We start from the raw sequence: 26,084 nt of genomic DNA on the forward strand, positions 1-26,084 counted from the left end.
AGAGTACTTAGAAGGTGGGCGTAAATCAAATAAAAGGGTCGACTGGGCTGGGGTGCGTTCCGCGGCCGGCCGTTCCTGGGGGCGGGCGCCGCTGTGCCGGATGAGCGCACCCTCGGGGTGCGCTGCCTCCGTGGATGCCTCCACACGTGGAGGCATGGCGCGGTATCGTGGGAGCATGCCGAAGATTTCTGTAGAACTCAGCGAGGAAGAGCTCGCCAGGGTGAACGAGCGGGCCCAGAGCCTGGGCGTCTCCACCCGGTCGTGGGCCAAGCAGACCCTGGTCCAGGACGCGGACAGGGCGCGGTTCCTGACCGCCGCCCGTACGGCCCTGCCCACCGCGCTGGAGGCCGTCAAGGACGCGCCCGAGGGCATGCGGTGAGCCCGATCGTCTACGTCGATCCTGGCTGGCTGCTAGCCATCCAGGAGGAAGTCGCCCCCCGGAACGTCGCCATCGCTGACTGGGGGGCCCTTCACTGGACCGGCAGCGCGCACAGGTACGAACAGATCGCCGGGCAGCCGTACTACGAAGACGCTGCGTCCCGAGCGGCCACCTTCCTGCACCACGCTCTGGTCATGCGCCCCTTCGCGGACTACAACCTCGTCGTCGGATACGCGGCCGCCGATGCCTATCTCCAGATGTCCGGGCATACGGTCACAGCCCCGCCGGACGCCCTGTGGGGGCTCGCCGGAGCAGTTCGCGCCGGGGAGGAAGACCTCCGCGGGGTTGCCCGCGCACTCCACACCTGGACCTCCTGAGTCCGAGCCCCGCTTCGCCCGCAGCCGAGATCAGGCAGTGACCGCCGGAAGCGCGGCGAGAGGAGAGCGCATCCCCTTGCCGACGGCGCGGAGCGTGGTCCACTCGACTTCGGGATGGGCCGCCGTCAGGCTGTCGACATCGGCGGCGCGGAACAGCGGCACATCGACGGCCCCGGCCCGCGAAGTGCCGTACCGCACCTCGACCCTGTCGGCCGGCGTGATCCACCCCAGCCGGACCATGTGGTTGAAGTCGGTGCGCCGGACGGACAGCCGCTGCGCGGCCTGGTCGGGGCCCAGCGGGGTGTTGGCGGCCACCAGTCCGGCGAGATCCTCGCGCGCGCAGACGAGGTCGAGCTGGTCGGGGTTGACCAGGGATCCGTCCGGATTGGCGCTGAGATCGGTGAGGATCCGCAGGTCGATCAGCCGGCGGATGACGAACGCGGTGACGGTCGCTTTCTCGCCGCTCAGGTTCGGGGTGCCGAGCGTCTCGGCGATCTGGTTCGCGGCGGCAGCACCGGAGATCGGCGTCCGGGGAAGCGCCTCGCGGATCGCGGCCGGGTCCATCGCCGCCACGGCGGCTGCCGACCACCGGCGTGTAGGTAGATCCGGTTCCGGGACGAGCCCGCAGTGACGTGCCCAGCGGAAGGCGGCCACAGGGATCCGCAGCCGCTTTGCCGCCTGGCCGTCGTCGTACTCACTCCGTCGCACCATGGCAACCCCTCCTTGACCATTTCCATGACATTGCGTGCCGAATATGACAGAACGCCTGAAAGGGTGTCACGGTCGCTTCCGGCAGCCAGATCGGGGCGCGCCGAGCTTCGCCCGATTCCCGCGGCGATCCCGCTCCCAGGGCGCCCTTGAGCGGGCGGCGTTGAAGTCCGCGGCCGTGGTGTGGTCGGCGAGCAGGTCCCGCCGGCCGATCGGCCTCCGACACTTCGTGGGACGGGGCCGGCGCCCGGGGCGGGGCGGAATTGCGCGCCTGGCACCGTACCGGCCCCGCCCGCCGGAGGTTCCGCTGGTGGGCGGGCAGCCGGCCGGAGTGCCGCACCGGCGGCAGCGGGGCTACCCGACCACGTTCGGCTGGATGTGATGGAAGTCGGAGCGCGTCGTGCCGAGCTCGTCGTCGTCCAGGCCGCACGTGCGGCACAGGCGCCGGGTGTCTCCGTCGCTGAGTGGGGGTGCGATCTCGGCGAGCAGGGTTCCGCACCGGGCGAAGCGCGCGCTGTCGATGGCGTAGGACGGGTCTTCCAGGTGGACGATGACGCGCCGGTCGTCGTTCGCCCGGTACCAGAGAGCCGTCATGCCGAGCGCCTCACCATGGGGGCGCTGCTCGTGGTGTCAGGAAGCACGAGCTCCTGCCACTGCTCGCCGTCCCACACCTGCCAGACCTTCGGCGCGGGCTGCTGCTCGGAGAGTTCCCGGGCCAGCCGACCCAAGTACGGGTAGTCGCCCCTGACAAGCCAGACGGCGGGGACCTTGGCCTCGATGACGTGCTCGGTGCACCCGTCGGCGTCGAGCCCGCGCAGCAGACTCGTCCGCTTCCGCGCGCTCCGCTTGGCCGTACGTGTCAGGTCGTACTCGTCGATGAGGTGGTCGTACACCTCCTCCTCGCCGAGCGGTTCGCCCTTCCAGCGGCAGGCGCGCGTGAACTCAGCCATACCCTGACGACCGGTGCAGTCTGCCGGAGTGAACCCCGTGCCGCCGCCGCTACCGTGGTTCTCGATCACCCCCACGAGAGCGCGGCCCTGGCGAACGTTCGCGCTGAGCGCGACGCCACAGCTCGTGGTCACCTGCTGGAGGCTGGTGATCCGATAGCGGGTGTGCGGTACCTCAAGGCCGGTCAGCGGCAGGGTGATCAGGTCGGTCACGCGGTCTCCTTCTGCTGGGTGCACTTCGTGAGGCAGGGCCGGGAACTGCCCGCGAGCGCTAGAGGTTGTGCTGCAGGCGGTAGTTGTCGACGACCGCGATGGCGGCGTCCCGCTTGGCCTCCTCGTCGGTCTTGCCGTCCTCGACGGACTCGGCGTACGTCTTGGCCGAGCGGACGATGGCGGAAAGGTCGCCGTCGAGCCGGTTCCTGACCGCAGTGAGGTCGTGCCCGTCGATGTCCTGCTCGGCGATGTTGTGAATGGCCGCAACGAGGATCTCCCCCACGACGTGGGCAGGGGCGAGACTCTCGACGTTCGTGATCATTTATGGGGCCTTTCGGCTGGAGGCGGCACGCAACCGTGGGTGGTGAGCGTGCGGGGCCGACGGAGCCCGGCTTCTGGTGACGGCGCCGGGCGGCTGATCAGGGACCTGCGGCTGCATGCGCAGGCGGCACGTCCTGGTTAGGGCGGAGCGGCGGACAAGGCCCGCAAGATGCCCGACCGGTCGACGATCTGGGGCAGGACGAGCGTGCTCTGGCGCGCGGAGATCAACGTGGACGCGATCTCCAACTTTGCACTAATGTACTTAGATAACGCCAAAGAGTCAAATTAAAAGGGTCGAAAAAAGGGGGTGGGTGGTGCATGGATGACTCTTTTAACTTGACTCTCAGTTACCCATGTGCGTACTTTTGATTTTCTGACGGTGCTCATCGCGCCGGGCCCTGCCCCCTACGAAGGAGCCAACCTGCTGTACGCCGACGAGAGCAGCGCAGACGAGTTGGAGGCCGTTCTCACTCAGCGCCTGGACGTCGATCTGGAGATGGCGGAGATGGACGCCGAGGCCGATGCGTGGCACGCGGTGCGTGACCGAGGGTTCTGCAACCACGGCTCCGCTATCGGCTACGGCCACCCGCCGGTGCACGAGGTGCAGAGGCTCCTCAAGCCCGGCCAGCTGATCTGCACCGCCGGATGCGACACCGTCTTCGCCAACGAGGAGGACTGGTACGCCCAGCTCGACGACCCGATGCTCAACCCCGTGCCGCTGCCCGGCCGTTCCACTCCCGGCGAGAAGCCCGCTCGCGCGGCCTCCAGCGCCGGCATCTGATCAAACAGCCCTCGCTCTGCGACCGGGCTCCGGCATGCCCAAGCACACCCTGAACGGAGGACTTGTGCCCACCTACCTCGACAACCCCCACGAGTACAGCCCGCACGGACCGGACGGCCAGGGGTGGAACAGGCTCTCGCTCAACGCCCACTTCGACACCCCCGCCCACTGCGGACTCCGGCCGATCCGGTTCGCCTCACTCTTCGAGGCCCGCACCGGCCGTCAGCGCTGGGGCGGCTACGAACGGTGCATGGGCGCGAAGCTCGCATCACGGCCCGTCCCGGACGCCTCGCCGGACACGCCGCGTATTCAGTGCGGAACCTGCCCGGTCTACCAGAACGCCCGCGAGCACCCGCCGGTGCCGAACTGGCCCGACCAGTCTGTGCTGCTGCTCGGCCGCGTGAGGGACTGGCCGCGGACCCCCGGAATGTGGATCGCCGACCCGGCCGCCGGCCGCAGCAGCGTGCACCTGCACACCTGGCAGGGCCAGGACACCGGCGTCGCCGTCGACTGGCCCGACCTCGCCATCGCCGCCGAGATCCGCATGACCTGGCAGTTCCACGACCAGGACGGCGACGCCTTCTGGATCGTCCGGCTCAACCCGGGCGCCGAGCAGACGACCGTCCACACGAAAAACTTCCGGGACCACACCCGGCACGTGCTGTACGCGCCCGGTGCCCGGCGCCTCGCTGGGGTGAAGTGCCACGGCACGTGCGCGCACGAGGACTGGCACCTTCACCACCTCGCCGCCGACCTGGCCGACCTCGACGGCGCCACGCCCATCAGCGGGCCCGCCGCAGCGCCGGACCTGCCCGAGCGCCTGCCCGGGGTGCCGTCCTTCTCACTGTCCCGCGACGGAGGCACCGCCACGATCACGCACACGGCCAGCCGCGACTTCGACGCCTCGACCATGACCGTCAACGCCGAGGTGCCGGCCTCACCCGATGTGACTGCCGTGCTACTCGCGCACATCACCCGCGTCGCCGCCTGGTAGAGCGCACGGCCGTCGCGGCCACGCGGCGGTCGGCCGACGGAGGCGCGGACGCCTGGGCCCCGGCCGTGCGGCGAGGCCGGGGACGGTCGCGGGACCGAAGACCCGGTCCCGGTCCCGGTCGCCGGTGGCAGTGCCGGCCCCAGCGTGGGCAGCGCCCGTTCCAGGCGTGTTCAGCCGGGTCTGGGTCGCCGTGGGCCGCTCCTCCAACCGCTTGTGCAGCATCGCCCTGAACCACCCCTTCCGATGCGGTCAGGCGGCCTCGGCAGACAGGTCCTCACGCAGTTCCCCGAGAATCAGGGAGCGCAGCCCGCGCTCGCGGGCCCGATGGCGGCGCGCGTTGCGCTCCTCGATGGCGAGCTCCTTCTTGACCTCGCTCAGCTGACGCCGGGCGTCTGCGCGCAGGCTCGGAACGTTGGCCTGGGCAGCCGCCAGACGCAGCGCCGCCAGGTCCGGCCGACGCAGGTAGTGCAGGGCCAGCGCGCGGACGACAGCCGCGGTGCGGCGCTCGGTGGCGTACGGTGCCGAGCCCCGGGACGGCACCCGGGCGCCGATCGTGTCCGGGGCGGTGGGGGTGATGTCGTCGCTCGTGTTGTGATCCCACTGGCCGCACAGGTGCACCCCGTTGACCATGGGGGCGTGCGCCCGCTCGTCCTCGTAGTACCGGTCGCTGGCGTGCCCGTAGGCGACCCAGATGCCCTGCGGGATCGGTTCCGGCCGGTACCGGTTCGGTCCGACGGTGAACCGCCCGGACACCCGGGGGCCGGTCACCTCGTAGACGACACCGCCGGCGACCTCGGCGTTCACGGCGATCTCGCGTACCGTGATCTGCCCGAGCGGGCCCCGGCGGGAATCTTCGAACTGCAGCTGCACCGGCTCGGCCTGCGGAGCCTGCACGAGACGCGGGCGACGCCGCAGAATGCCGGCCAGCACGCAGAGCCGGTGACGAACGGCCCGGCGCTCCTGCTCGAGCTCGACGGCCTGCGCCTCCGCCGCGGCGGCGAGGTCGCCCTCGTGCTCGGCGTACTCCGCGGCCTTCTCACGCGCCGCCGTCACCATGAGGTCGCGCCGGCAGGGCAGGCTGCGCCAGTGCGTGACGATGGCAAGGATCACGGCCTCGGTGCGGCGCCGCGTGCCGCGGGTGAGCTCCCGGTGAATGCCGTTGCTCAGCCCGGTGGCGTAGCGGCCCAGGAACCATCCGCTCGGCAGGTCGTCCGGGTGCAAGTGCTCGGTCCAGCCATGGATACGGGCTCCGTAAACCACCGGTTCGTCAGGGCGGTGCTCGCGGTAGAAGCTGCCGAGCGGCTCAAGGCCGTCCCCGAACTGCACCGCGACGGTGGTCGGCAGATCCGGACCGTTGGCGATGTGGTTCGGCATGACCACGAAGGTCCCATGCACGTGCGGAGCACGGACGACGTAACGGACGCGGCCGCGCTCCAGGACAGTCACGCGCGCGGCGGCGGAGCCGATGCCGGGCAGCGGCAGCTCGACGCGCTCAGTGAGATGGCGGACGGACAAGGAACTCCTCTGCTGTGCGGACGACTTCTGTTCATGGCGGCACCGGATCACTGCAGGTGGCCGACCAGTGAGGGCTTGGCGACCGCGCCGAAGGACGGCGCGGCGATGGGGGCCATGATCAGGACGCCTCCGTGGTCTTGCGGGTCTTGCGCCTCGGCCAGACTCCGAGTGCGGCCCGGGGCCGGGTGACGGCCAGGGCGGCGAAGAGGGACCACTCGCGCACGCGGTTGCCGAGCCAGCGCTTGCGGTGGTGCGGCAGGAGCAGGTCCTCCACCCACATCCCGAAGCGCTCCCAGGGCCGGAGCCGGCCTGCGGCGTAACCGAGGGCGAGCAGGACGAGGGCGCCGAAGGCGATCACGTTGCGTCTGCCGCGTAGGGGTGGTCGCTGATCAGCGCGCAGATCTTGCGCACCGACGGAGCGTCATGCCACTGCGGGCGATCAGGCGTGCGGGCGAGGCCGGTCCCGGCCCGGCGGGCTGAGCCCGGTACACAGCTCCAGGTCAGCTCGAACCGCCACTGGGTCCCACGCGAGGGAGCGTCGGACGGGAGCGTGTCCCGGCCGATGACGATCTTCAGCAGCATCTCGTCCGCTCCGCGCGCCGTCCAGGCCCGTGCCGAGCGCCAACCGTGGCGTTCGGCGTGCGTGAGCAGCTCCTGAACGGCCTTGGGCAGCTCCCAGCCGTCCGGCGTGATCGCGGCCAGGCGCCGCTCCGCCTGGGCCAGCTCCGTCTGAGTCCGCCGCGCGATCGCCTTCCACTGGTCGCGTTCGGAATGGGCGACGTCCGCGTTCCATTCCGCGGCGGACAGCCGGCGCATCAGCTCCAGCGGCGACAGATCGCGGTACTTGGCGAGAGCGCGGGCCTCGTCGGCGGTCTGTGGCCTGTCGTGGAACTCGACACGGTCGACGGTGCCATCGGGGTGCAGGACCCTCTTCACTCCGGAGAGCGGGTACGACGGCGCCATGGGTGAACTCCCTTACTGAGCAGCGGAACCAGTCCGCCGGGAGAGACGGACGGCGAACCCCTTCGACGTGGCCGGCCGAGGACGAAGTCCGGCGGCGCAATGAATCGGGAGGCGGGTATAGGGCGGGGGCGGCAGGGATCGAACCTGCGCCGCCGGCTTTGGAGACCGTCGCTCTGCCTCTGAGCTACACCCCCTGGGTTGGCGATCGCGCCCCGGTGCCCGGGGCCATCGCCTCTGGGCGCCGATGGACGGCGCGACAGCGGTACGTGCTCCTGCAGGGACTCGAACCCTGATTTCCGGCTCCGTAGGCCGGCGTCCTCTCCGTTGAACGACAGGAGCGCTGCGCAAACTGCGCACGCGCGGTGGCATTCGAACCGCGACCTCTCGACTGGGAGCCAGGCGAGACGTCTAGTTGCCGTCGAGGTCATGTCCGGCGTCGGCCGGGGACCGGATCAGGTTGGGTCCGTAGGGCCCGAGCGTCACCTTCCCCGGCCGATGCCGGTCCGCCTGTGAGACCTCCCCAGGAACCGCAGGCGGAGAGTGTCAGCTAGGCCGGATCCGCGGGGGACTTCACCTCCCTGCTGACACGTCGTGAGCGGACGGGACTCGAACCCGCGACCACCCCAAACGGGGGCTCTGCCACTGAGTTACCGCTCCAAGGCGAGCGTCCTCGCCTCTTCAACCCGACCGAGAATCAGTCGGTCAGGTCCGATGGGTGTGCTGGCGTGTGCCCTGCCGGGGCGCCGGTGGGTGGAGTGCGCCAGCACATCGTGACCCGAGGGGAGTTGAACCCCAGCCCCGAATGCCTTCAGGGCCAGCTCCTGTAGCTGCGAGCCGGCCATACGGTGCGGACCGGCCGCGTCCACGTCGCCGTACGGCGCCTGCGGGGTTGATCACCCCCGCCGACTCTTCTAATGTACGCCATGTGTAGGAGCGTGTCAAATTAAAAGGGTCAATAGGGGGTGCTGTTACCCGTCATCGCGGTCCTCGCAGTCGGGACAGTCGTCGTCGCAGGACTCCTGGGTGTCGAGGCTGTGAACGCGGCAGCGCATGCAGGGCTCGTGGGCGAACGTGACCTCGCCGTCCCCGTAGGTATCGCCGTTGAAGTCCTCGATGGCGGTGCCCTGCGGCTCGTGACAGTGGCCGCAGTTCACTTCTCCCTCGCGGTACAGCATCAGGCCGCCTCGGCGGCCCGGCGAGCCTGCAGGTCACGCGCGACAGCGGCGACGTACTCGGGGGCGCTGGTGTCCTCGTCGACGAACTCGGCGTGCACGCGTGCGACCATCTCGGCGATCTCCTCTACGTCCGCCTCGAAGTCGGACCGGTCCCACACGTCGTAGGCGCACCCGAGGAACCCCTGCGCGTACGCGTCGGCCGCGTTGCGGGCATGGCCGGTCCAGAAGTAGCGCGACCAGTCATCGGAGCGGATGCCGTTGATGTCGTACTCGTCCCCGGTGATCTTCACGCCCTTCAGCGCGTAGCCGCGCGTCCAGGCGTCCGCGTCGGTCTCGCCGATGAAGTCGGACGACACCCACATCACGGAGTACCTGGGACGGTTCCATGCCTTGTACTGGGCGTCGGTGGCGAAGTAGCGGTGGCGGCCCTTGCGGGCGCTGCGGGCCGTGACGCCCACGTTGCTCCACTCGCGAGCGGACAAGTTGACCAGGCGACCCTCGAAGCCGAGGTGCACGATGGCCTCGTGAGCGGCGCTCCATCCCTCGGCGTTGGTGTCGTCAGCGATGGCGTGGGCGATGTCCCAGTACGTCACAGGCGCGTCCTGGGTGCTCATCCATGCGTAGGCAGCGTCGGCGAGCGGGAAGTTGGGCATGGCTCGAAGTCCTAACGGTGCGATGCGAACTGGGTGGATGTCGACGCGGGGCGACTGCCGCGGATGCGTCGCGTGGGCGCCAAATCGGGCCGCAGACGCGGCCTCGGCGCATGGAGGCGGGCTCGCTCGGTGGGCCCTGGTGTGCGTGGCTGCCGTATGTGCGGCAGATGCCTGGCGGCCCGAGGGAGTCGCCCCCGGACGAAGAGCGGGGCGACCGCCCTTCACTGCCCGACGTCCAGAAGGTCGATTACCCCTCTTGACGCTTATAATTTTACCCTAGGTGGGGGTAGGCGTCAACTTAAAAGGGTCAAACGCCGCCTTGTGAGGCTCCTCCACAGAAGGCCGGCGGCGACCTCGCGTCCACCCAGGGCGGGCGACAATGGCGTCCGACCCTCATCCGAACCGGAGACGGCAGCGAGCAGCAGCTGGCTGCCGCCTTAGCTACGCAACCGGAGGACCCGCGTGGGACGCAGCATCATCAAGGCGAACCAGGATGAAGATCTCTACCTGGAGTGGTCCTCGGTCGTTGACGCGTGCACTAAGGTCGGCACCCGTGCCGAGTTCCTGGCCTCGGGTCACAAGCCGGAGGACATGGACCGGGCGGACCGGACCGGCACCTCCGACCGAGTCGCGCAACTCGGCGGCTGGGACGATGAGTCCCTCGGCGTCGGGACAACGGAACACCGGCAGCATGAAGGGCCGCTGATCCTGAACCGCGCCGATCTCGCGGCATTCGCGCGGCACCTCACTGTCGGCGACTCCCAGCAGGCCGAGAACTTGCTGATTCCCGACCCCGAGCCCTGGGGCGAGCCAGCCTGACCTCGCTGAGACACGGTTGACCGGCTTCCTGCTCTCTTCGAGCTCGACCGCCGCCCCGGTGCGCCCGCCTTCATGAGGTATGCCGGCCCACATGTCGGCGGTCGTGACTTCTGTCCCAGTGGCCTCAGATTCCCACTCCCTTGGACTCGTTGATGCACTTCTTCTCCTGACTGGATACAGGACGGGCCTACCTGGCCCAGCCGACACGAAGAAGGAGAAGCGATGACCGAGACGAGTACCGACCGCGCGGCGGACATGCCGGCGATCAGGGTGGGGATGGCGCAGCGTCCGGGCACCGAGCCGCCGTGTGCGGACGGGTATGACGTCCAGCGGCGCGGGGGCCGGGTGTGCGCGGCCGTCGTCGACGGCGCGGGACACGACGCGGCCGTCGTCCGCTACGCCCGCATCACGCCGCCGGTCATCACCCACATCGGGATGACCATGGGCGGACTGGCCGCCCTGACCACCGCAGGACAGATGGCCCACGCCTACGACACCCCGCCGCACGCCTCCGCCGTCTACGCCCGCATGGAGCCGGGTCAGCCCACCACGATCCACTGGATCGGAGACTGCCGCGCCTACGGCTGGGACGGCACCGTGCTCACCCGGTGGAGCACCGACCAGACGATGGGCGAGTACCTGCGCCGCAACGGCGTGGCTGTGGAGATCGCGGAGCACCACGACAACTGGTCGAGGACCGGTCTCGCGCAGGCGGGCGCGGCGATGTGCCGTGAGGCGCAGATCCCCGCGGCCGTCCGCCTGGTCCTGCTCGTGACCGACGGCGTCTCCGATCAGGTGGGCCATGAATGGATGGAGGCGCTGTGCCGCGCGCACGCGGCGGAGCCCCAGGCCCTGGCCGATGCCCTGGTCGCTGCCGCTGAGGCCGACGCCGAGGGCTACCGCGACGACGCCACGGTCATCGGCCTGGCGTACGCACCGGCCTTGGCCGGCCCGGGAGGTCACCGGGGCTGATCGGGCTCCGTGGCAGTGAGGAACTCCTCCAGCGCCGCGACGTCCAACAGGTCGATCCAGGCCATGCCGTCGGGCAGGGGACCAGTGTCGGCGGCCAGCAGGTCGGCCGCCTCCCCGCCGACGGCGAGGACCGTACGCATCGCCGCCTCGTGGCGCCGGTGTAGCGGGAGTACGCCGGGGCCGGCCTGGGAGAGCCCAGCCAGGTAGGTGCGGGCGGGCGGGGTGAGGACGACGGCGTGGGAGTGCAGGAAGTCCTCGAACGCGGGGTCGGCCGGGTCGGCGGTGTTGGCCGGGTCGCCGAGCTCGGGGTGAGGCAGGGAGCAGTCGTCGAGGAGGATCGTGACGAGGCCGCACTCCTTGTCCTCGTCCTGATGCGGCACGACCCGCCACCCGGTCGCGTCCTCCGGCCGGCTCGTCTCGGAGCGGTACTCGTCGCAGACCGCCTGAAGCAGCGGTCGCAGTCCCAGCACCAGGACGGCGGGGTCGCTCATGGACAGCGTGCCGGGCTGCCGCGGCACCAGCAGGCGGTGGCGAAGCCGTTGGCGCACCGTCGATGCCTGTGCGGCGTACGCGGCGAGGGTCTGCTCTGCGCCGAACCGCGCCGCGGCTTCGCTCGCCTCGGTGCTTCCGGCGTCGCTGTGGAACACGCCGTCGGCGGAACGCCACCCCACCGTCCAGCGCCAGTATTCGTGGGAAGCGCCGGTCTCGGAGGATCCCCACATGGGCTCGTCCCACGAGGTGAAGGGGTGCGGTTCGACGGCTTCAGCGGCGACCCGCGCCTCCGGGGGCTGGGGCGCTCCGGGAACCGGCACCACTGCGGTGAGCCCTTCGCTGTCCCCCTGCCAGTCCAGGTGGGCGGGTGAAAGGGCGGAGACGCGCAGCAGGGCGTCGCCGAGGCAGGCCAGGCGGATCAGGAGGGCCTTGCGAACGGCGCCGGTCTGCTCGGCAGTCCACTCGCGCGGGTCCAGGTGGTCGAACAGTTGGAGCAGCGCGGCCTCCCGGGCGCGGCGGTCCCGTGGCAGTGCCGCAACATCGGGCACCGGTTTGTCGAGCGCCGCCCAGACCTGGGTGAGGACGGGCTCGTCGTGGGCCTGGGCGACGTCGCCGCGGGTGAGCGCCAAGCCCTCGGCTGCCTCGCGCAGTTCGGCCACCGACAGATCTGTGACCAGCGCGGCCAGGTCGTCGACGAGGGTGGCGGCCTGCCACGGTGTCGGCGGCAGCGTGATCGGCAGGGCCGGCCACTTCTCGGCCGTGTCCTGCAGGTCATGGACGTACAGGCGGACATCAAGGGGCACCTGGTCCAGCGCGGCGAACGTTTCGGCGACCAGGCGCTCCGCGAGGCCCTCGCCGGGGGCGGAGAAGCCGCAGAACGCGGACACGGTGGCGACCAGGTCCCGTCCCGTCGAAGACACTCCGAAGGCGGTGGTGGCCAGCCCGGCCCGGGACGGGGAAGCGTGAGACATTGCCGCTGGGCTCCTGCCGGTCAATGGATGCTGGGATCCGGTGTGGCGGCCGCTCCGACGACCGTACGCACCGCAGCATTGAGCATAGGAGGCGACGAAGCGGCAGCCAGCCACTTCGCCCAACCATCACCCGCACTACGACGGGTACCGGCGACTACCCCCAACGGCCGCGCTCGGCCTGCGGAACGGGGTGATCCGCGCGCCGCCGCAACGCTTCCCGGTCCAGCCTGGCGGCCTCCTGGCCCGCGCTGTCGCGCAGTTCGGCCCAGCCTGCGGGCGGCGCGGGTTCGAGTACCCGCTCCCCGTCCCAGACCGGGCCCGGCCGGTACAGCGCATCCAGCTGGGCCTCCAGATCCCGCTCGAGGTCGCTGGTAGCCCGCACAAGCCCCCGGGCCTCATCGCCGCCGTCGCGGACTTCGGCGACGAGGCGGTGGTCGAACAGGTGGGCCAGCCGCACCATCCACCAGCGCGAGTCCTGGTGGATCTGGCTGATCGGTGCGCGGGCCAGGTCCACGGCCGACAGCGCCCCGTGATCCTCCACCCGGGCCAGAACGTCCCGGTGCAGCGCGGTCAGCCGCGGCCGCTTACGGGCCTTCCGCGCGCTCGGGGGCACCTCCTCGACGCCGGCCCGGCGCCACAGCAGGGCGCGCATGCCGACCATGCACGCGTGCTCGTGCCGGGCACACCACATGCCGTCCCGGCCAGGGGAGTCGACCAGCTCCAGCAGCCCCGGGCACACGTCGCACAACCGGAGCACGACCGGCTCGTCACCGCCGGACCCGTCGCGGTGATCGCCCGGCCACCACGGCCGCTCCACCACGTCCTCGCGGCCACACAGCGCGCACCCGGACGTGTGCAACGGCTCCTCGGCCAGCGCCGGGCGCAGCCTGCGGACCGCACCCCACGGCCACACCTCGATCGAGCCCTGGTACTGGAGATCATCGGCCCAGCCCAGCGACAGGCACTGCTCGCACAGCCCGACAGGGGAGGAAGCCAGAGGGGCCCCGCGCTGGGCAACGCGCGCCGCCTCACCCTGCCGCCCGCACCACGAACAGGACGTCAACGGCACCTCCGCCGGTCGCTGATAGGGCACGGTCGTCTTCGTGGAGACGGTCAGCTCCCGCTCCTCCTCGAACAGCACCCTCCGCTCAACGCCCCGGACCGACTCGAACAGCCGGACGACCTTGCTGCGCCCGGCGAGCGCGAGCCGGGTACGCCAGTGGCCGTACCCGCCCATGTCCAGCACCCGCTGCCGCTCCCCGTGGTCGCGGGCGGCATCGTGAAGGCGCTGTTCGGCCTTGCGCTGCTCGTGGGGGTCGTCCAGGCGCGGCCGGAGCTCCACGGCGAGATCGACGTGCAGCAGCGACTCCCGGCCGGGATCGGCGTAGGCGCCGACAGCGCGGATCTCCTTGACCCACCACAGCGTCGCATCGGGATCCGAGTTGACCGCCCGGGCGGCCTTGACGACCTTGGCGGCCAGCGCGTCGGCGTTCTTGCGGGTGGACGGCCTGCGGCCGGAGGCATGGGCCAGGCTCCGCCCCGCGGGCGTCAGCGTCCAGGTCCGGTAGTCGGGGTACTCGCAGTCCTCGGTGAAGCAGTTGTAGCAGTGCTGGGGCTGGTCGAGGTCATCGGGCGCGGTCAGGTGTCCGGCGCCGACGAGGGCGGCCAGCAGCGCCAGGCACCCTGCCCGGTTCAGGTGCACGGCCCGCTGGGCGTCCCGGACGTGCAGTCCGAAGGAGTCGCCGCGCTTGAGCAGGTCACGGATCTCGCGTGTGGAGTGGCCCAGCATCGGAGCATCCAGGTCCACAACCCGTTCGCCCTCCTGCCCCCCGATGCCGCCGAGCGCCATCAGGGCGGGGCCGCTGTCTCCGTCCTCCCGGGCGTACTGGCCCGCCATCTCCGTGAGGAGACCCCTCAGATCTTCCAGGCCCTCCACGGAACCCCTTTTCCATATCCGCTGCCGTACGAGAAGCCACAGCGATCCGACCCGCCGGTCAGCTTCCGCCGACCCGACACTATCGGGAGGGACACCGGGCTTGGACCGCTCCTGCGCCGCGCTGCCTTCCGTCCGTTACGAGCCGGCAGCCACTCTGACCGCCCGGAGGAGACGCCGCTTGCCCTCCGCCTTCTACTTGGCCCCGCCGTCCTGCCCTTGGCGCCGTCCGGGATCCGCCGTGCCTGTTCCTGGATCCTTCGGTCCCTTCGGTCCCTTTGCCCTTGCCGGCTCCGTGCCTCCGGGGCAGATGATGGTGAGTCTCCGGCCCTGTCCTGGGTTCGCTGCCTGATGTCGCGCTATTACGAAGTCGCTCTCAGGGTCCTTCGTCACCCATCGTTGACCCTTTTGAATTGACGTAAGTGGCGAAATGGGTTAAATTAAAAGAGTCAAGGGGGGGGGGTGGCACCTCCCGCGAAGCCCACGCCCTCGTGGAGTAGTCCGGCTCATCTCGCCCCGTTCTCAGCGGGGAGACCGCGGGTTCGAATCCCGCCGAGGGCACGCTAACGCAGGCTCCTGTCGTCCATAGGTAGGGCACCGGGTTGTCAGTCCGGTAAACGGGGTTCGAGTCCCCGCAGGAGCGCTCACAGAGCCCTCTCGCGAGGCCTGGAGGCGATGGCCCCGCCGGGGCCGCGACCGCCGACACCCCTTCTTGCCTGTCGTCCACCCTCGACCCGCTTTCCGGAGTCGTTCTTTGTCCCTGACCAGGAAGACCACCGCGCTGCACCAGCCCCCGATGGACCACGATCGAGACGCTCGGGTGATGGCGGACCCGTTTGCGCCCTGGGCCTGGATGGCGGCGACCTTCGCGCCCCGGATGCGGCTCTGGCCACCGGACGGCTACCGCGCCCCGGAAGCAGAGGAGTTCACCGCGCTGCGCACCAAGGCCGACCGGTTCGCGCGGTACGGCATGACGCGCGCCGCCCGGGAGCGCATGGACAACGCAACGTTGATCCGCAGCCTCCAGCTCATCGAGCTCATGGGGGACAACAGCCGCGCCGTCTACGAGTACACGCACGCGCTGCGCCGCGAGATGACGCGCCGCAGTCTGGTCCACCAGTCGATCGCCATCCTGCGCTGCGAGTCCTGCTCGCACAGCACTGAGCGACTCTTCGAGGCAACGCAGGCAACCCACCCCGGCATGAGCAACAGGTCGTCAGAGCTGGCCGCATCGGCCTGGTTCTGCGCCCGCTGCTGGTCCGGCGACGAGTCCGACACCGAATTCGACGATGACGGGGACGAGGAGGCAGACGAGTGAAGCGCACCCGGGGGCCGGCACCTGATGACGCCCCTGGCAGCCGGTGAGCCAAGGATTCCCGAACACCCTCTTGTAGTCAGGACACCTCGTTGACTCAGCTGACCGTCTACTCCTACAAGTACGGCGCCACCGTGATGATTCAGGTCACTGCCCGCAGCGAAGCCGAAGCCGACGTGCATCGGTGCTGCCTTGAGAATGAAGAGCTCGAACCGAAGTTGACGACCCTCGACGGCCACCGCCTCACCGCGGTCAGCCTGGAACCGGGGGGCGGCGAGCTCGACCAGGTCGATGGCACGCCTCTCGAGGACCTGTGCAGCAACGAGGACTGCCGCTCGGCCTTGGACGACGGGCGGGCTTGAGCGACTACGCCCACCGCACTGTGGTGTCCCCTCTGGGCGGCGTGAATCCCGATGCGAACCGGCCCGCTCGGCGCCTGGGGGCGTCCGCTCATCGGGCCGGGGACCGGCCTGCTCGACCCTTAAAAGTTGACTTACCATCCCTATTTGAGTACATTAGAGAACAAGGTTCCGGGGGCCCCAGCCGAACAGTTCGCACCGGCGTCCAGTCCCGAGAAATCCGTATGCGCCCGGCACCGCCGCACGTGCACGATCGGTCGTTCCGTCCCAGCCCAGGAGAGGCGATGTATTCCCACATAGATGACCTGCTCGACCCCGTTCTTCTCGCGCGCAGCCTCGATGCCGGTTACATCCGCGAGCAGGCCCACCTCACACTGCCGCTGCGTATCTTCAACTACGCGGAGAAGGCCGTGTTCGAGCGGGAGTGGAACGAGGTCACCCGGCAGTGCCGCGGGCTGGTCATCGACCGCCAGGGGCGGATCCTCGCCCGGCCGTACGCGAAGTTCTTCAACTACTCCGAGCACCCCGAGGGCACCTTCGACCTGGACGACACGGTCGTGGTGACCGACAAGCTCGACGGCTCGCTCGGCATCCTCTACCCGCTGCCCGATGGCGGCCACGCCATCGCGACCCGGGGCTCGTTCGCCTCCGATCAGGCGCTGCACGCGACGAGGATCTGGCAGGAGCGCTACGCCGACACCGCCTCGATCAAGCCTGGCGTCACCTACCTCTTCGAGATCATCTTCCCGGAGAACCGGATCGTCTGCGACTACGGAACCCTGGACGACCTGGTACTGCTCGGCGGCGTCGACATCGCCACTGGCACCCCGCTGCCCGCCGACGAGCTGCCGTGGGACGGCCCCCGCGTCGACACCTTCGCCTTCAACACGCTCGCCGACGCCCTGGCCGCGCCGCCGCGCCACGGGGCCGAGGGCTTCGTGCTGCGCTTCCCCGGCCGCGACAACGCCATGATCAAGATCAAGCAGGACGACTACGTGGCCCTGCACCGGATCATCACCGGGCTCAACGCCCGTGCGGTCTGGGAGCGGCTCGGCGCGGGCGACACCGTAGCCGAGATCTGCGACGGCCTGCCCGACGAGTTCCACGACTGGGTCAAGGACATCGCGGCCGACCTGACCGCGCGGCGCGACGCGATCCTCGCCGAGGCCCGCGCCGAGCACCAGCGCATCCTGGCGGCGCTGCCGCATGGGTGGACCCCCAAGGACCGCAAGCCGTACGCGATGATCGCCAGCCGCTCGCCGGTGCGGGCCTGGCTGTTCATGCTCCTGGACGGCGGCGACCCGTCGGCCAAGATCTGGCGCACCCTGCGCCCCGAGGCCGACGTCCGCCCCGTCAACACCACCGAGGACAACTCCTGATGCCCACCCTGCACTTCACCCGCGGCCTGCCCGCGAGCGGCAAGACCACCTGGGCACGTACCTGGACCGCCGAGAACCGCGCGGACCGGGTGCGCGTCAACCGCGACGACCTGCGTGCCATGCTCGACTCCAGCGAGCACATCAAGGGCGTCACCGAGAAGCGCGTGATGGCAGTCCGCGACGCGACGATCCTCACGCTGCTGCGCCAGGGCTACGACGTGGTCTGCGACGACACCAACCTGCCGCAGCGCATCGCCCGCGACCTGGCCCGCCTCGCCGACCGGGCCTGCGCCGAGCTCCAGGTGCACGACTTCACCCACGTCCCGCTGGAGACCTGCGTGGAGCGCGACGCGGTACGCGAGACGTCTGTCGGTGAGGACACCATCCGCAGCCTGCACCAGCGCTTCCTGGCGGGCAAGCCGTCGCCGCTTCCCATGCCGGAGGAAGTCCGCGTGGCTGCTCCGGTGGGGGTGCAGTACGAGCCGAAGCCCGACAGCCCCAAGGCCGTCCTGGTGGACATCGACGGGACCGTCGCCCTGATGGACGGCCGTAGCCCCTTCGACGAAACCCGGGTGCACCAGGACCTCCCCAACGCTCCTGTGATCAGCGTCGTACGGGCCCTGCACACGGATGGCCGGCGCATCGTGTTCCTCTCCGGCCGGACCGACAGTTGCCGGACCGCCACCGAGGCATGGCTGAACGAACACGTCGGCGTCCCGTACGACGGACCCTTCATGCGGCCCGCCGGCGACTTCCGCAAGGATTCGATCGTGAAGGTCGAGCTCTTCGAAGCCCACGTACGCGACGCCTATGACGTCACCTGCGTCCTCGATGACCGCACGCAGGTGGTCCAGGCGTGGCGGGCCCTCGGACTCACCGTTCTTCAGGTCGCCGACGGCGACTTCTGACACCGCCGCCTGGCGCCTGCCGCCCGTCCGAGCGGTCCCGTTGTCTGCCTGGTCCCCGGTCCGGTGTTCCGTCGCGCCGACTGGTCCCTGTGCTGCTGGACCGCCGTTGCCGTCCCGGGGGCGGTGCTGCTCCCGTCCGCGCCGTTCCGCCGCCCTCGGCCCGCCGCCGTCCGCCGCCGCTCGCCCGCCCCCGCCCTGCCGGGTCCGCCCCGCCCCGGCCGGCCCGCGTCCGTGCCCGTCGACGCGCCCCAGCTCGCCCGCCGCCGGCAGCCGCTCTGAACGCCCGGAGGGGACGCCGCCTGCCCTCCGCCTTCTACTTGGCCCCGCCGTCCGTACGGCCGCCGAGTTCGGCTTCGGTCCCTTCGGTCCCTTTGCTCTTACCGGCTCCGTGCCTTCGAGGTAGATGCTGTTGAGTCTCCGGCCCTGTCCTGGGTTCACTACCTGGTGTCGTGACTATTGGGAAGTCGCTCTCGGGGTCCTTCACCGCCCGCCATTGACCCTTTTAGGTTGACGTAAATAGCAATATGAGTTAAATTAGAAGAGTCAAAGCGGAGGGTGGCGCCTCCCGCGAAGCCCACGCCCTCGTGGAGTAGTCCGGCTCATCTCGCCCCGTTCTCAGCGGGGAGACCGCGGGTTCGAATCCCGCCGAGGGAACTGGCGGCGTCACTGAGCGCCGCGCGGTCTGGATCGGCCGCTCCGGGCCGAGCCCGCATGGCAGAGACCGCCCGCCGTGACCTGTCAATTCGCAACGCCCTGATTCACCTACTAGGAGACTGCCTGTGAAGGACACTGATATCAGCTCGAACAAGTCGGAGATCCAGCGTCTGGCGCTGGTGATCTTCCTCGGGTCGGCACTGGTTTCCGCCACGCTGCTGCTGCATGCCACGCTTCTCATCATGACGTCTCGCTAACCAGCATCCGGATTTCCGCCAGTGCCCTTCCAGGGTCTGGGACGATCTCCAGTCAGGCGGGCGGGCCCCTTCCCAGAGGGGCCCGCCATGCTTTCTGGCCCCGCCGCTGCGCTGTGTCGTCGGCCGCTGGTTCTGGTTCTGGTGTCACGTCCGGCTGTCACGCGCTGGAAATGTGCTCTGAACTGGGGTTTTCCTTGTTTGTCGGTCTTCCGGGTGCTGGGCGTGACAGCGTGACACCCTCTCGCCTGGCCGTCCTCGGCCCGCCGCCCGCGCCGCCGCGCGCCGTCCGGCTCGGCTGCCGCCGCCGCGTCCGTGCCGGTGCCGCCGCCTTCTGCCGCTCCCGCCGCCCTCGGCCCGCCGTGCCCCGCCGCCGGTGCCGCCGTCCGGCCCGGTCCGCCGCGTCGCGCTGCTGCCGTCCGGCTCCTCGCCGTCGCCGGCGTCCGCCCGCCTGCCGCACCCCGGGGCGCGCTGCCCCCCGCCGCCCGTGTCGGCCCGCCGCCCCGTCCCCGCCGCCCTCGGCCCGTCGCCCGCGCCGCCGGTGCCGCCGTCCGGCCCGGCTGCCCCCGCCGGGTCCGCCGGCCCCGCGGTCCGTGCCGGTGACGGCCGCCCGCCCCCTCGCCCGCCGCCTCCCGGTCCGTCGCCCGCCCGCCGTCCGGCCCCTCGCCGTCGCCGGCACCGCCGCCGCCCGTCGGGTCCGCCTCCCGGTCCGGCCGTCCGCGTCCGCTGCCTGCCGGGTCCGGCGGGGGGTGTGCGGCGCTCGTCTCTGCCGGTGCTGCTGTCCGGCGCCGCGGCGTCCTCGCTGCCCGGTTCCCCGGGCCCGCTGCTGCTGCTGCTGTCGTGTCCGGCTGCCTGCCTTCGCCGCTGCTGTGCCCCGGCGCTGCTGCTCCTGCTGCTCCTGCTGTTCGTGCTGCTCGTGGTCGTGGTCGCTGCTGTTGTCTCCGGGGCTGCTGCTGCTCCTGCTGCGTCGGTCGTGGTCGCGCTGGTGTCCTCCCGGGGGGGTGCTGCTCGCCGTCCGGCCGTGACTGCCCCGTCCGGCCGTGCCGCGCTCACGCCGCCGCGCGGCCGCCCGTCGTCCTCTGCCCGGCTACGCGCCATCGCCTCCGGCCGCCGCCTCACGACCCCGCGCCTCCGGCCGCCGCCGGGGCCCCGGCGCCCGCCGTCTTGTCGTCCCGTCGTGGTGCCGCTGTCCGGGCCCGGGTCGTGCCGTGTCTGCCCCTGTTCCTGGCCGCCGTCGTCCTGTCGCCGGTGCCGGCCGCCGGCCGCCCGGTCCCGGGGCTCTACCGTCCCGCCGCGCCTGCGCTGTCCGGCCCTGGGCGCGCTCCGTCCCGCCGTGGTGCCGCCGCCGGGCCCTGCCACGCGCCCGGCCTCGCTCGCCGCCGCGTGCCGCCGCCGCGCCGGTGCCGCTCCCGCCGCACCCCGGTCCGGCGCCTGCCCCCCGGCGCCCGCTGTCCGGCCCCGGCCCGCCGTCAGGCCGTGTCGCCTACCGCCCGGGTCCGTCGCACCGCCGCCCGGCCCCTGCCGCCGGTGCCCGCCGCCCGCGGCCCTGCGGTTCGCCGCCCGGCCGCGCCGCCGTCCGCCGCCGCGCCGGTGCCGCTGGCTGCTCGTTCTGGGTCCCTGTCACGTTCTGGTGTCACGTCCGGCTGTCACGCCCGCTGGAAACGTGCTCTGACCTGCGGATTTTCGTGTTTGCCGGTTGTCCGGGTGCCGGGCGTGACAGCGTGACACCCCTCGCCTGCCGGCCGCCTGGAGGCCGTGTCCGTCCGGGTTCCGCCGAACTTGGCGTCCTGCTGTTCCTGCTCGCCGTCCGGTCCGGCCGGGGTGGTGCTCGTGGCCGGGCCTGTGCCGTTCTGCCGGTGCCCGCGTCCGGTGCCCGCGTCCGGTGTCCGTGTCCGGTGTCCGTGTCCGTTCGGGTTCCGCCGCCGGGTCGTCGCCGCGCCCGTGCCGCCGCGCCCGTGCCGCCGCGCCCGTGCCGCCGTGCCGCCGTGCCGCCGTGCCGCCGGGCCAGTCCGTCGGCCCCGCCCGCGCCCGCCTGCCGCCCGCCCGGTATCCGCCGTTCGGCCCGTACGCCTCCGCTCACTGCTCGACACCTGGTCCGGTCGTGGTGGTGACTTGCCCCGGTGCCCCGCCGACGTGCCGCGCTCCCGCCGGCGGCCGCGCCCCGGCCCGTCGTGCGTCGCCGGCTCCCGGGCCCGCCGCTGCTCGCTGCCGTGCTGCGCCGGCCGCGCTCCTGGGGGGAGGAGGTACTGCTGCTCCTGGTGCTGCGCCGCCCGCCGCCGGGGGCCGGTCTGGCTGCCGTGGTGCTGCCCGCTGCTCCAGCGCTGCATGGTGCCGGGCCGGCCGCTGTTCGAGGCCGCTGCTGCTGCCCGGCGTCCGCGCCGCCCGTCGCTGCCTCCGCTGCCCGGGCCCGACGTCCGTCGCCCGCCCCCGCGCCGTCCTGCTCTACTGCGCCCCGGGTGCCGCCGCGCCGCGTCGCCACGGCCCCGTGCGGACCGCCGCCCGGCCGCCTTCCTCGCCGCTACGCCTCGCCGGCCGTCCGGCCTCGCCGGCCGTCCGGCCTCGCCGTCCGGCCGGCCGCGCCGTCCGGCCGTGCCGCCGCCGTTCGCCGGTCCGGGCCCGCCGTCGTTTCGCCGCTGTGCCGCGTTGGCGCCGTACCGCCCGCTCGCCGCCCGCCGCGCTCCCGGGTGTCCGCCCCGGGCCCGACCGCGCCGCCGCCGCTGGCGTCGCCCAGCCGCGGTGCCGCCCGGCGTGGTTTCCGGGATGAGGCCGTACGGGCCCGCCGGGCCGCGGCCTCGCCGCCGACCCGTGAGTCCGGCGTCGTCCTGCGGCGTCGCCGGGCGCGAGCTCCTCCAAGCCGGCCGCCGTCGCGGTGCCTGGTTTGCGCGCCGCTCGACGCGGTCGCGCGCCCGCCCCGCGCCGGCTGCTGTCCCAGAGAGGGGCTGCTGGCCGCCGGCCCCCGCGGCCGCCGGGCCCCCCGTGGTCGTTGCCGGCGCTGTTCTGCTGCTCGTGCCGCGCGCCGGTCCGCCGCCGGCCGCCCGCCTCGGCCACGGCGTCGCCTGTGCGTCCGGTCCACCGTCGTTGTTCCGGGCCGGGCCCGGCCCGCCGCCTGGTCCCGGTTGCGGCGTCCCCGTCGCGCCGTCCCGACGCCGCCGGCGTCCGCGCCGTCCGCGCGCCGGCGCCGGGAGGAGGTACTGGTGCTCGCCTCCGCCCCGCTGTCCGCCTGGCGCCCGCGGCCGTCGTCCGCCCCGCTGTCCGCCGGTCCGGGCCCGGCCGGTTGCCGCCCGGCGGTCGCCGTCCGCTCGCCGCCGTGCTGCGCCGCTGCGGCAGGTGAGGTGCTGCTGCTCGCTGCCGCGCGCCCCGCTGCGCCTTGGCCCCCGCCTCGCTGTCTCGGCCCGAGCCCGTCTTGCCCGCGGCCGCCCGGCGCCGCTTGCCCCCGGGGCTCGGCCGTCGGCCCTGTCCGCGCTCTTCACGGTGTCGCCTGACCCGGTGCGCCGGTCGTCGCCCGGCCTGGCTCCGGCGTCGCCTGTGCGTCCGGTCGCCGGTCGTTGTTCCGGGCCGGGCCCGGCCCGCCGCCTGGTCCCGGTTCCGGCGCACTGTCCGGACGCCCCCGGTCCCCCCATGCTCCCGCGTGCCGGGCCGCTGCCGGCCGCCCCGGCACCGCTGGCCCGGGAAGGTGCTGGTGCTCGCCGCCGTTCGTCCACCCCCGCAGCCGCCCGGCCGCCGCCCGGCTCGCCTGTGTCTGCCAGGCCTGTGGTGTCCCCCTGCCGCGCGCCGCCCTTCCGCACCGCTGGAAGACGCGGGGCACGCACACCTCGCGGCGTCCGCAGCACCTGGCGCCGTACGGCGTGGTGACCCCCCCCGGCCACCCGGCGCGGACTGCCCCGGTGGCGGGCGCCGTCCGGGCCCGGCCGTCGGACCGGGCCGCGCGATCGCCGGTTTCTGTCCACAGGCACGACCTCCCATGGTCACTGCCCATGCGGACCGGAACCCCGGCCGCACACGTATCCGCCGGCCAGGGAGGACCCACTGCCCATCGACCACATGACGAGCCCAGCGCTCCCATCACCTGCCGCACCGCCGGCCCGCCGGAGCCCGGCTCCGCCCCGGGTGACGCCGCCGGCCATGCCGGCCCGGCCCCATCCCCACGCCCGTACGGGCCGTGAACATCCGACGACGGGAGGACAGAGGTGAACGACACCGCGCGTTCCGTGACCGGGACCGACCCGGCAGACGGCGCCGACGCCGGCGCCGTCCGGCGCCCCCGGTTCCTGCTGCTGCCGATGCGTTCCGCTTGCGCCTCGGAGCGCATCTACAAGTGGAGCTTGCCGGCCTACGAGGGCGAGCTGCCCGACGGGCGCCGCTACAACGCCTGCCCGACTGCCGGGGTTTGCGCCGATTTGTGTTACGCGAGGGCGGGACATTTCCAGCGGGGCACCGTCCTGGCGGCGCACCAGCGCAACTTGCAGTACGTCATGGACGACCTGCCTGGCTGGGAAGCGCAGATGACCCAGGAGCTGACCCACCGCCGCTACCGCGCCGCCGACGGAGGCACGGTTCACGTGAGGGTCCACGACGCCGGCGACTACTGGTCCCTGCCGTACTTGCAGGCGTGGCTGCGGATCTTCCGCAGCGCCCCGCACGTGACCTTCTACAGCTACACCAAGCAGGTCGCGCTCATGGAAAAGTGGGTGCGGCCCGACCCGCCCGCCAACTTCCGCTGGCGCTACAGCTACGGCGGCACCCAGGACGATCTGATCGACCCGGTGCACCACGCGCACGCTGACGTCTTCCCCGACGAGGAGTCGCTCGAGGCCGCCGGCTACACCTCGCAGACGCCATCGGATCTGCGCGCGGTGTACGGGCCGCCCACGCTCGGCCTGGCAGCGAACAACATCCCCCACCTGAAGAAACGGCAGGGCGGCCGGACCTTCCGCGCACTTCAGCGAGCGGCCAACGCCGACAAGCGCGGCCGCCGGCGGGAGAGGGGGCCCGCCCCTCGCCGGCCGCAGGCCGACTGAACCCGCGGGCACCCGGGGCCCGTACAGCCCGGCTCCCCCTTCCCGGCTGCGCCGCGGAAGGGGGAGCCGGCCCACACCCGCCGGCGTGCTGCCCGCGGCCCCGGGCGCCGGCCCACCGGGCGGGTCCCGAAGGACCCGCCCGTGGGCCGCGTCACCGAACTGCTCCCGACGCCCGTGCCGTACGGACCCGCCCCCTTCAACCCCCGTACCGTTCGAGCGCTGCGAGCTCGGGCCCGCCCGGCGCCGCCTGCCGGACGTCCAGATCGCTCACGCCGCGACCGGCCGTCGCGCCGTCGCCGCGCTGGCCGCTCGACCGCGTCCTCCGTCCGGCATCTCCCGCGCGCCATCGCCCGGCACCGCCTGCCCCGTCCGGCCGCCTGCGCCGCGTTCACCGGCGCCCCCGCGCCGGCACCGGGTGCGGCCCGGAGCCTGCTGGTGGCGGTGTGCGGCCGTGGACCGGGTTCCGCGGCACGAGATCGGTACCGGTGACCTCGCGGCCGCCGCCACCAGCCTGTCCTGGTGCGCGGCTTTCGGTCCTCGACGCCGTCCAGCCCTTCCCCGCTCCCGACCGGGGCCGCCTCACCGCCACCGAGCAGCTTCGTCTCCCCTGGGGCCGCTGATGCCCCGTTGTACGCCGGTCCGGTGCCCGCCTCTGCGTCCCGATGCCGTTCGGGGCTTCCGGCCGGAGAGGCGGAGCGGCGGCGCTACAGTGCCGGCATGAGCGTCGACGTCGTCACCGACTGCACCGATCCGGACCCGCGGGCGCGCCTGCAGCAACTGTCCTACCGAGCCGAGCTGCTGGTGGACGTGGAGGAGAAGACCGAGGAGATCGCATGCCGGCTCGCGGGGCGTACGTACGCGGGCCCGGGACCGGAGGTGGCCCAGGCCCGTGAGGCTGCTGACAGCCTGAAGGAGCTCGCGGCCCTGCACACCGAGGACGACCTGCGCGATCCAGTGGCGACGGCGGACCTGGACCAGTCCCTGGCCACGGCGACCGCGCTGGTGCGCCAGCTCGAGGCCCTGAGCGTTCCGGACGAGGCCGCGGGCGCCTGACGCGATGCTGGCGCCGACGGCGCGAGCCGGGCACCGCGACGCCTCCGCCGCTAGCCGGCTGCCGCATGCCCACTACAGGGCATCGACCGCCCGGGCTCCGGGTACCAGAGCCCGCCCCGGCGACCGTGGTCCCCTGGCGCGCCCGACGTCTTGCCGTAAGCCGCTGCTCCTCGGCGGCCAACCTGCCTCGCGCAGCGTGATGTTGCGGCAGGATGGAGGGCATGGGACGAGCCTCTCGCCGACGTGCGGAACGCCGGTCTGCGCCCCCGGCTCCGCGCCGCGGCAGCCTGGTCGAGCAGCAGTACATCATCCGTCTGGCCCGCCCGGATGACGACCCCGACGTGGTGCGCGCGCTCCTGGAGCCGGTGGGTTTTCTCGATCCCCGCATGGCCGGCGAGATCGTTCACCGGATGTGTACCGGCTTCCGGCTGCCGGAGCAGTTCGGCACCGCCATGCTGCTCGTCGCGCAGGAGGGCCCGGCCGGGCCGGTCGTCGCTCTCGCGCACGCCACACCGCCAGTGGAGTGGCTGATGGCGCTGGAGGCCGGTGCCGGACGGCCTCTCTGCCTGAGGCTGGCGCGCACGCTGGTCGAGCTGGAGGCGGTGTCCGTGGCCGACAGCGCCCGCGGTCAGGGCGTGGGTCACCTCCTCGTAGACGAGCTGGTCCGCGCCTACACCCGCAAGGGCTACGAGGCGATGCTGGGCGGCATCCACACCCACAAACCGCACCTCGCGCCCTACTACGAGGCCGACGGCTTCAGCGTGCTGCCCCCGGGGGCACCGCTCGACCTGGAGATCCCCATCGGGCGGATCAGGTACCCGGCGGAGCCGTCGATGCGACACCTGGTGCGCCCGCTCACGCCACGGACGTCCTACCGAAACGGCGTCCTCCACGGCCTGCTCACCGGCCGCTGACCATCCCCACTGAGAGC

At 72.2% G+C, this 26,084-nt stretch carries 26 protein-coding genes and 5 tRNA genes; 18 read left to right on the forward strand and 13 right to left on the reverse strand.

All coding sequences use genetic code 11. The annotated features are described in order from the left end of the window. Nucleotides 1–175 precede the first annotated feature (175 nt). Nucleotides 176–379 carry a hypothetical protein gene (locus tag ACZ6K0_RS38575; protein WP_469578311.1) on the forward strand — a complete coding sequence of 68 codons (204 nt, stop codon included), beginning with the start codon at nucleotides 176–178 and terminating at the stop codon, nucleotides 377–379. Continuing rightward, nucleotides 376–756, forward strand: a complete 381-nt coding sequence (locus ACZ6K0_RS38580; RefSeq protein WP_401215639.1) for a hypothetical protein — start codon at nucleotides 376–378, stop codon at nucleotides 754–756. The genes ACZ6K0_RS38575 and ACZ6K0_RS38580 overlap by 4 nt, the downstream gene beginning before the upstream one ends. A gap of 30 nt (nucleotides 757–786) precedes the next feature. Here the strand turns inward: ACZ6K0_RS38580 and ACZ6K0_RS38585 are convergent, their stop codons facing one another. The 4 genes from ACZ6K0_RS38585 to ACZ6K0_RS38600 form a co-directional block, all read right to left on the reverse strand. Beyond that, nucleotides 787–1,467: a hypothetical protein gene (locus tag ACZ6K0_RS38585; RefSeq protein WP_469578314.1), complete on the reverse strand. Its 681-nt coding sequence runs from the start codon at nucleotides 1,465–1,467 to the stop codon at nucleotides 787–789. Between the two features lie 351 nt (nucleotides 1,468–1,818). Beyond that, on the reverse strand, nucleotides 1,819–2,058 hold the full coding sequence (locus tag ACZ6K0_RS38590; RefSeq protein WP_469578317.1) for a hypothetical protein: 240 nt from the start codon (nucleotides 2,056–2,058) through the stop codon (nucleotides 1,819–1,821). After that, the gene (locus tag ACZ6K0_RS38595) at nucleotides 2,055–2,624 is read right to left on the reverse strand and encodes a hypothetical protein (protein ID WP_469578319.1); all 570 of its coding nucleotides are present in this window, start codon (nucleotides 2,622–2,624) and stop codon (nucleotides 2,055–2,057) included. The genes ACZ6K0_RS38590 and ACZ6K0_RS38595 overlap by 4 nt, the downstream gene beginning before the upstream one ends. Before the next feature lie 58 nt (nucleotides 2,625–2,682). Continuing rightward, complete coding sequence (locus ACZ6K0_RS38600) at nucleotides 2,683–2,946, reverse strand: hypothetical protein (protein WP_469578321.1); 264 nt, start codon at nucleotides 2,944–2,946, stop codon at nucleotides 2,683–2,685. A 378-nt stretch (nucleotides 2,947–3,324) separates the two neighbouring features. Between ACZ6K0_RS38600 and ACZ6K0_RS38605 the strand changes: the two genes are divergently transcribed. Continuing rightward, a complete protein-coding gene (locus ACZ6K0_RS38605; RefSeq protein ID WP_469578323.1) occupies nucleotides 3,325–3,726 on the forward strand; it encodes a hypothetical protein in 402 nt (133 codons plus the stop codon). A gap of 64 nt (nucleotides 3,727–3,790) precedes the next feature. Next, entirely contained in the window at nucleotides 3,791–4,720 is a 930-nt protein-coding gene (locus ACZ6K0_RS38610) for a hypothetical protein (RefSeq protein ID WP_469578324.1), read from the forward strand. Between the two features lie 249 nt (nucleotides 4,721–4,969). On the opposite strand, the gene ACZ6K0_RS38615 is transcribed toward ACZ6K0_RS38610, so the two are convergent. The 7 genes from ACZ6K0_RS38615 to ACZ6K0_RS38645 all read right to left on the reverse strand — a co-directional run bounded on the left by ACZ6K0_RS38615 (nucleotide 4,970) and on the right by ACZ6K0_RS38645 (nucleotide 9,026). After that, nucleotides 4,970–6,235 (reverse strand): hypothetical protein, encoded by a 1,266-nt coding sequence (locus ACZ6K0_RS38615; protein WP_469578326.1) that lies wholly within the window; start codon nucleotides 6,233–6,235, stop codon nucleotides 4,970–4,972. 118 nt (nucleotides 6,236–6,353) lie between these two features. Continuing rightward, nucleotides 6,354–6,593: a hypothetical protein gene (locus tag ACZ6K0_RS38620; RefSeq protein WP_469578329.1), complete on the reverse strand. Its 240-nt coding sequence runs from the start codon at nucleotides 6,591–6,593 to the stop codon at nucleotides 6,354–6,356. Beyond that, nucleotides 6,590–7,198: a hypothetical protein gene (locus ACZ6K0_RS38625; RefSeq protein WP_469578332.1), complete on the reverse strand. Its 609-nt coding sequence runs from the start codon at nucleotides 7,196–7,198 to the stop codon at nucleotides 6,590–6,592. Before ACZ6K0_RS38625 ends, ACZ6K0_RS38620 begins: the two co-directional genes overlap by 4 nt. Nucleotides 7,199–7,321: 123 nt before the next feature. Further along, nucleotides 7,322–7,392 (reverse strand) — tRNA-Trp (locus tag ACZ6K0_RS38630). Between the two features lie 73 nt (nucleotides 7,393–7,465). Then, nucleotides 7,466–7,537, reverse strand: a tRNA-Arg gene (locus ACZ6K0_RS38635). Between the two features lie 629 nt (nucleotides 7,538–8,166). Next, nucleotides 8,167–8,373, reverse strand: a complete 207-nt coding sequence (locus tag ACZ6K0_RS38640) for a hypothetical protein (protein WP_469578334.1) — start codon at nucleotides 8,371–8,373, stop codon at nucleotides 8,167–8,169. Beyond that, nucleotides 8,373–9,026 (reverse strand): hypothetical protein, encoded by a 654-nt coding sequence (locus ACZ6K0_RS38645; RefSeq protein ID WP_469578336.1) that lies wholly within the window; start codon nucleotides 9,024–9,026, stop codon nucleotides 8,373–8,375. Before ACZ6K0_RS38645 ends, ACZ6K0_RS38640 begins: the two co-directional genes overlap by 1 nt. A 462-nt stretch (nucleotides 9,027–9,488) precedes the next feature. On the opposite strand from ACZ6K0_RS38645, the gene ACZ6K0_RS38650 reads away from it, so the two are divergent. Beyond that, nucleotides 9,489–9,845 (forward strand): hypothetical protein, encoded by a 357-nt coding sequence (locus ACZ6K0_RS38650; RefSeq protein ID WP_469578338.1) that lies wholly within the window; start codon nucleotides 9,489–9,491, stop codon nucleotides 9,843–9,845. A 222-nt stretch (nucleotides 9,846–10,067) separates the two neighbouring features. Continuing rightward, the gene (locus tag ACZ6K0_RS38655) at nucleotides 10,068–10,817 is read left to right on the forward strand and encodes a hypothetical protein (RefSeq protein WP_469578340.1); all 750 of its coding nucleotides are present in this window, start codon (nucleotides 10,068–10,070) and stop codon (nucleotides 10,815–10,817) included. Here the strand turns inward: ACZ6K0_RS38655 and ACZ6K0_RS38660 are convergent. Beyond that, complete coding sequence (locus tag ACZ6K0_RS38660) at nucleotides 10,805–12,280, reverse strand: hypothetical protein (protein WP_469578342.1); 1,476 nt, start codon at nucleotides 12,278–12,280, stop codon at nucleotides 10,805–10,807. The genes ACZ6K0_RS38655 and ACZ6K0_RS38660 overlap by 13 nt on opposite strands. A 154-nt stretch (nucleotides 12,281–12,434) precedes the next feature. Continuing rightward, complete coding sequence (locus tag ACZ6K0_RS38665) at nucleotides 12,435–14,216, reverse strand: hypothetical protein (RefSeq protein ID WP_469578345.1); 1,782 nt, start codon at nucleotides 14,214–14,216, stop codon at nucleotides 12,435–12,437. Nucleotides 14,217–14,698: 482 nt separating this feature from the next. Between ACZ6K0_RS38665 and ACZ6K0_RS38670 the strand changes: the two genes are divergently transcribed. From ACZ6K0_RS38670 to ACZ6K0_RS38725, 12 genes are all read left to right on the forward strand, one after another. Further along, a tRNA-Glu gene (locus ACZ6K0_RS38670) sits at nucleotides 14,699–14,774 on the forward strand. A gap of 11 nt (nucleotides 14,775–14,785) precedes the next feature. Then, a tRNA-Asp gene (locus tag ACZ6K0_RS38675) sits at nucleotides 14,786–14,856 on the forward strand. Between the two features lie 180 nt (nucleotides 14,857–15,036). After that, the gene (locus ACZ6K0_RS38680) at nucleotides 15,037–15,531 is read left to right on the forward strand and encodes a hypothetical protein (protein ID WP_469578348.1); all 495 of its coding nucleotides are present in this window, start codon (nucleotides 15,037–15,039) and stop codon (nucleotides 15,529–15,531) included. Nucleotides 15,532–15,620: 89 nt separating this feature from the next. Further along, nucleotides 15,621–15,890: a hypothetical protein gene (locus tag ACZ6K0_RS38685; RefSeq protein WP_469578350.1), complete on the forward strand. Its 270-nt coding sequence runs from the start codon at nucleotides 15,621–15,623 to the stop codon at nucleotides 15,888–15,890. A 281-nt stretch (nucleotides 15,891–16,171) separates the two neighbouring features. Beyond that, a complete protein-coding gene (locus ACZ6K0_RS38690) occupies nucleotides 16,172–17,266 on the forward strand; it encodes an RNA ligase (protein WP_469578352.1) in 1,095 nt (364 codons plus the stop codon). Further along, complete coding sequence (locus ACZ6K0_RS38695; RefSeq protein WP_469578355.1) at nucleotides 17,266–18,174, forward strand: phosphatase domain-containing protein; 909 nt, start codon at nucleotides 17,266–17,268, stop codon at nucleotides 18,172–18,174. The genes ACZ6K0_RS38690 and ACZ6K0_RS38695 overlap by 1 nt, the downstream gene beginning before the upstream one ends. Nucleotides 18,175–18,237: 63 nt before the next feature. After that, nucleotides 18,238–18,453 carry a hypothetical protein gene (locus ACZ6K0_RS38700; RefSeq protein ID WP_469578357.1) on the forward strand — a complete coding sequence of 72 codons (216 nt, stop codon included), beginning with the start codon at nucleotides 18,238–18,240 and terminating at the stop codon, nucleotides 18,451–18,453. A gap of 300 nt (nucleotides 18,454–18,753) precedes the next feature. Next, nucleotides 18,754–18,828, forward strand: a tRNA-Glu gene (locus tag ACZ6K0_RS38705). A gap of 125 nt (nucleotides 18,829–18,953) precedes the next feature. After that, on the forward strand, nucleotides 18,954–19,085 hold the full coding sequence (locus tag ACZ6K0_RS38710; protein WP_469578360.1) for a hypothetical protein: 132 nt from the start codon (nucleotides 18,954–18,956) through the stop codon (nucleotides 19,083–19,085). Nucleotides 19,086–23,269: 4,184 nt separating this feature from the next. Beyond that, nucleotides 23,270–24,100: a GP88 family protein gene (locus tag ACZ6K0_RS38715; RefSeq protein WP_469578363.1), complete on the forward strand. Its 831-nt coding sequence runs from the start codon at nucleotides 23,270–23,272 to the stop codon at nucleotides 24,098–24,100. A gap of 717 nt (nucleotides 24,101–24,817) precedes the next feature. Then, nucleotides 24,818–25,153 carry a hypothetical protein gene (locus ACZ6K0_RS38720; protein ID WP_469578365.1) on the forward strand — a complete coding sequence of 112 codons (336 nt, stop codon included), beginning with the start codon at nucleotides 24,818–24,820 and terminating at the stop codon, nucleotides 25,151–25,153. 221 nt (nucleotides 25,154–25,374) lie between these two features. Next, on the forward strand, nucleotides 25,375–26,067 hold the full coding sequence (locus ACZ6K0_RS38725) for a GNAT family N-acetyltransferase (RefSeq protein ID WP_469578367.1): 693 nt from the start codon (nucleotides 25,375–25,377) through the stop codon (nucleotides 26,065–26,067). The last annotated feature ends 17 nt before the right edge of the window (nucleotides 26,068–26,084 follow it).

Source organism: Streptomyces sp. NPDC042346, assembly GCF_055581845.1.

Coding starts and splice junctions, on each gene's coding strand:
- ACZ6K0_RS38640 (WP_469578334.1), bottom strand. CDS start 8,373: ATGCTGTACCGCGAGGGAGAAGTGAACTGCGGCCACTGTCACGAGCCG.
- ACZ6K0_RS38655 (WP_469578340.1), top strand. CDS start 10,068: ATGACCGAGACGAGTACCGACCGCGCGGCGGACATGCCGGCGATCAGG.
- ACZ6K0_RS38590 (WP_469578317.1), bottom strand. CDS start 2,058: ATGACGGCTCTCTGGTACCGGGCGAACGACGACCGGCGCGTCATCGTC.
- ACZ6K0_RS38695 (WP_469578355.1), top strand. CDS start 17,266: ATGCCCACCCTGCACTTCACCCGCGGCCTGCCCGCGAGCGGCAAGACC.
- ACZ6K0_RS38575 (WP_469578311.1), top strand. CDS start 176: ATGCCGAAGATTTCTGTAGAACTCAGCGAGGAAGAGCTCGCCAGGGTG.
- ACZ6K0_RS38690 (WP_469578352.1), top strand. CDS start 16,172: ATGTATTCCCACATAGATGACCTGCTCGACCCCGTTCTTCTCGCGCGC.
- ACZ6K0_RS38645 (WP_469578336.1), bottom strand. CDS start 9,026: ATGCCCAACTTCCCGCTCGCCGACGCTGCCTACGCATGGATGAGCACC.
- ACZ6K0_RS38720 (WP_469578365.1), top strand. CDS start 24,818: ATGAGCGTCGACGTCGTCACCGACTGCACCGATCCGGACCCGCGGGCG.
- ACZ6K0_RS38585 (WP_469578314.1), bottom strand. CDS start 1,467: ATGGTGCGACGGAGTGAGTACGACGACGGCCAGGCGGCAAAGCGGCTG.
- ACZ6K0_RS38680 (WP_469578348.1), top strand. CDS start 15,037: ATGGCGGACCCGTTTGCGCCCTGGGCCTGGATGGCGGCGACCTTCGCG.
- ACZ6K0_RS38600 (WP_469578321.1), bottom strand. CDS start 2,946: ATGATCACGAACGTCGAGAGTCTCGCCCCTGCCCACGTCGTGGGGGAG.
- ACZ6K0_RS38725 (WP_469578367.1), top strand. CDS start 25,375: ATGGGACGAGCCTCTCGCCGACGTGCGGAACGCCGGTCTGCGCCCCCG.
- ACZ6K0_RS38660 (WP_469578342.1), bottom strand. CDS start 12,280: ATGTCTCACGCTTCCCCGTCCCGGGCCGGGCTGGCCACCACCGCCTTC.
- ACZ6K0_RS38625 (WP_469578332.1), bottom strand. CDS start 7,198: ATGGCGCCGTCGTACCCGCTCTCCGGAGTGAAGAGGGTCCTGCACCCC.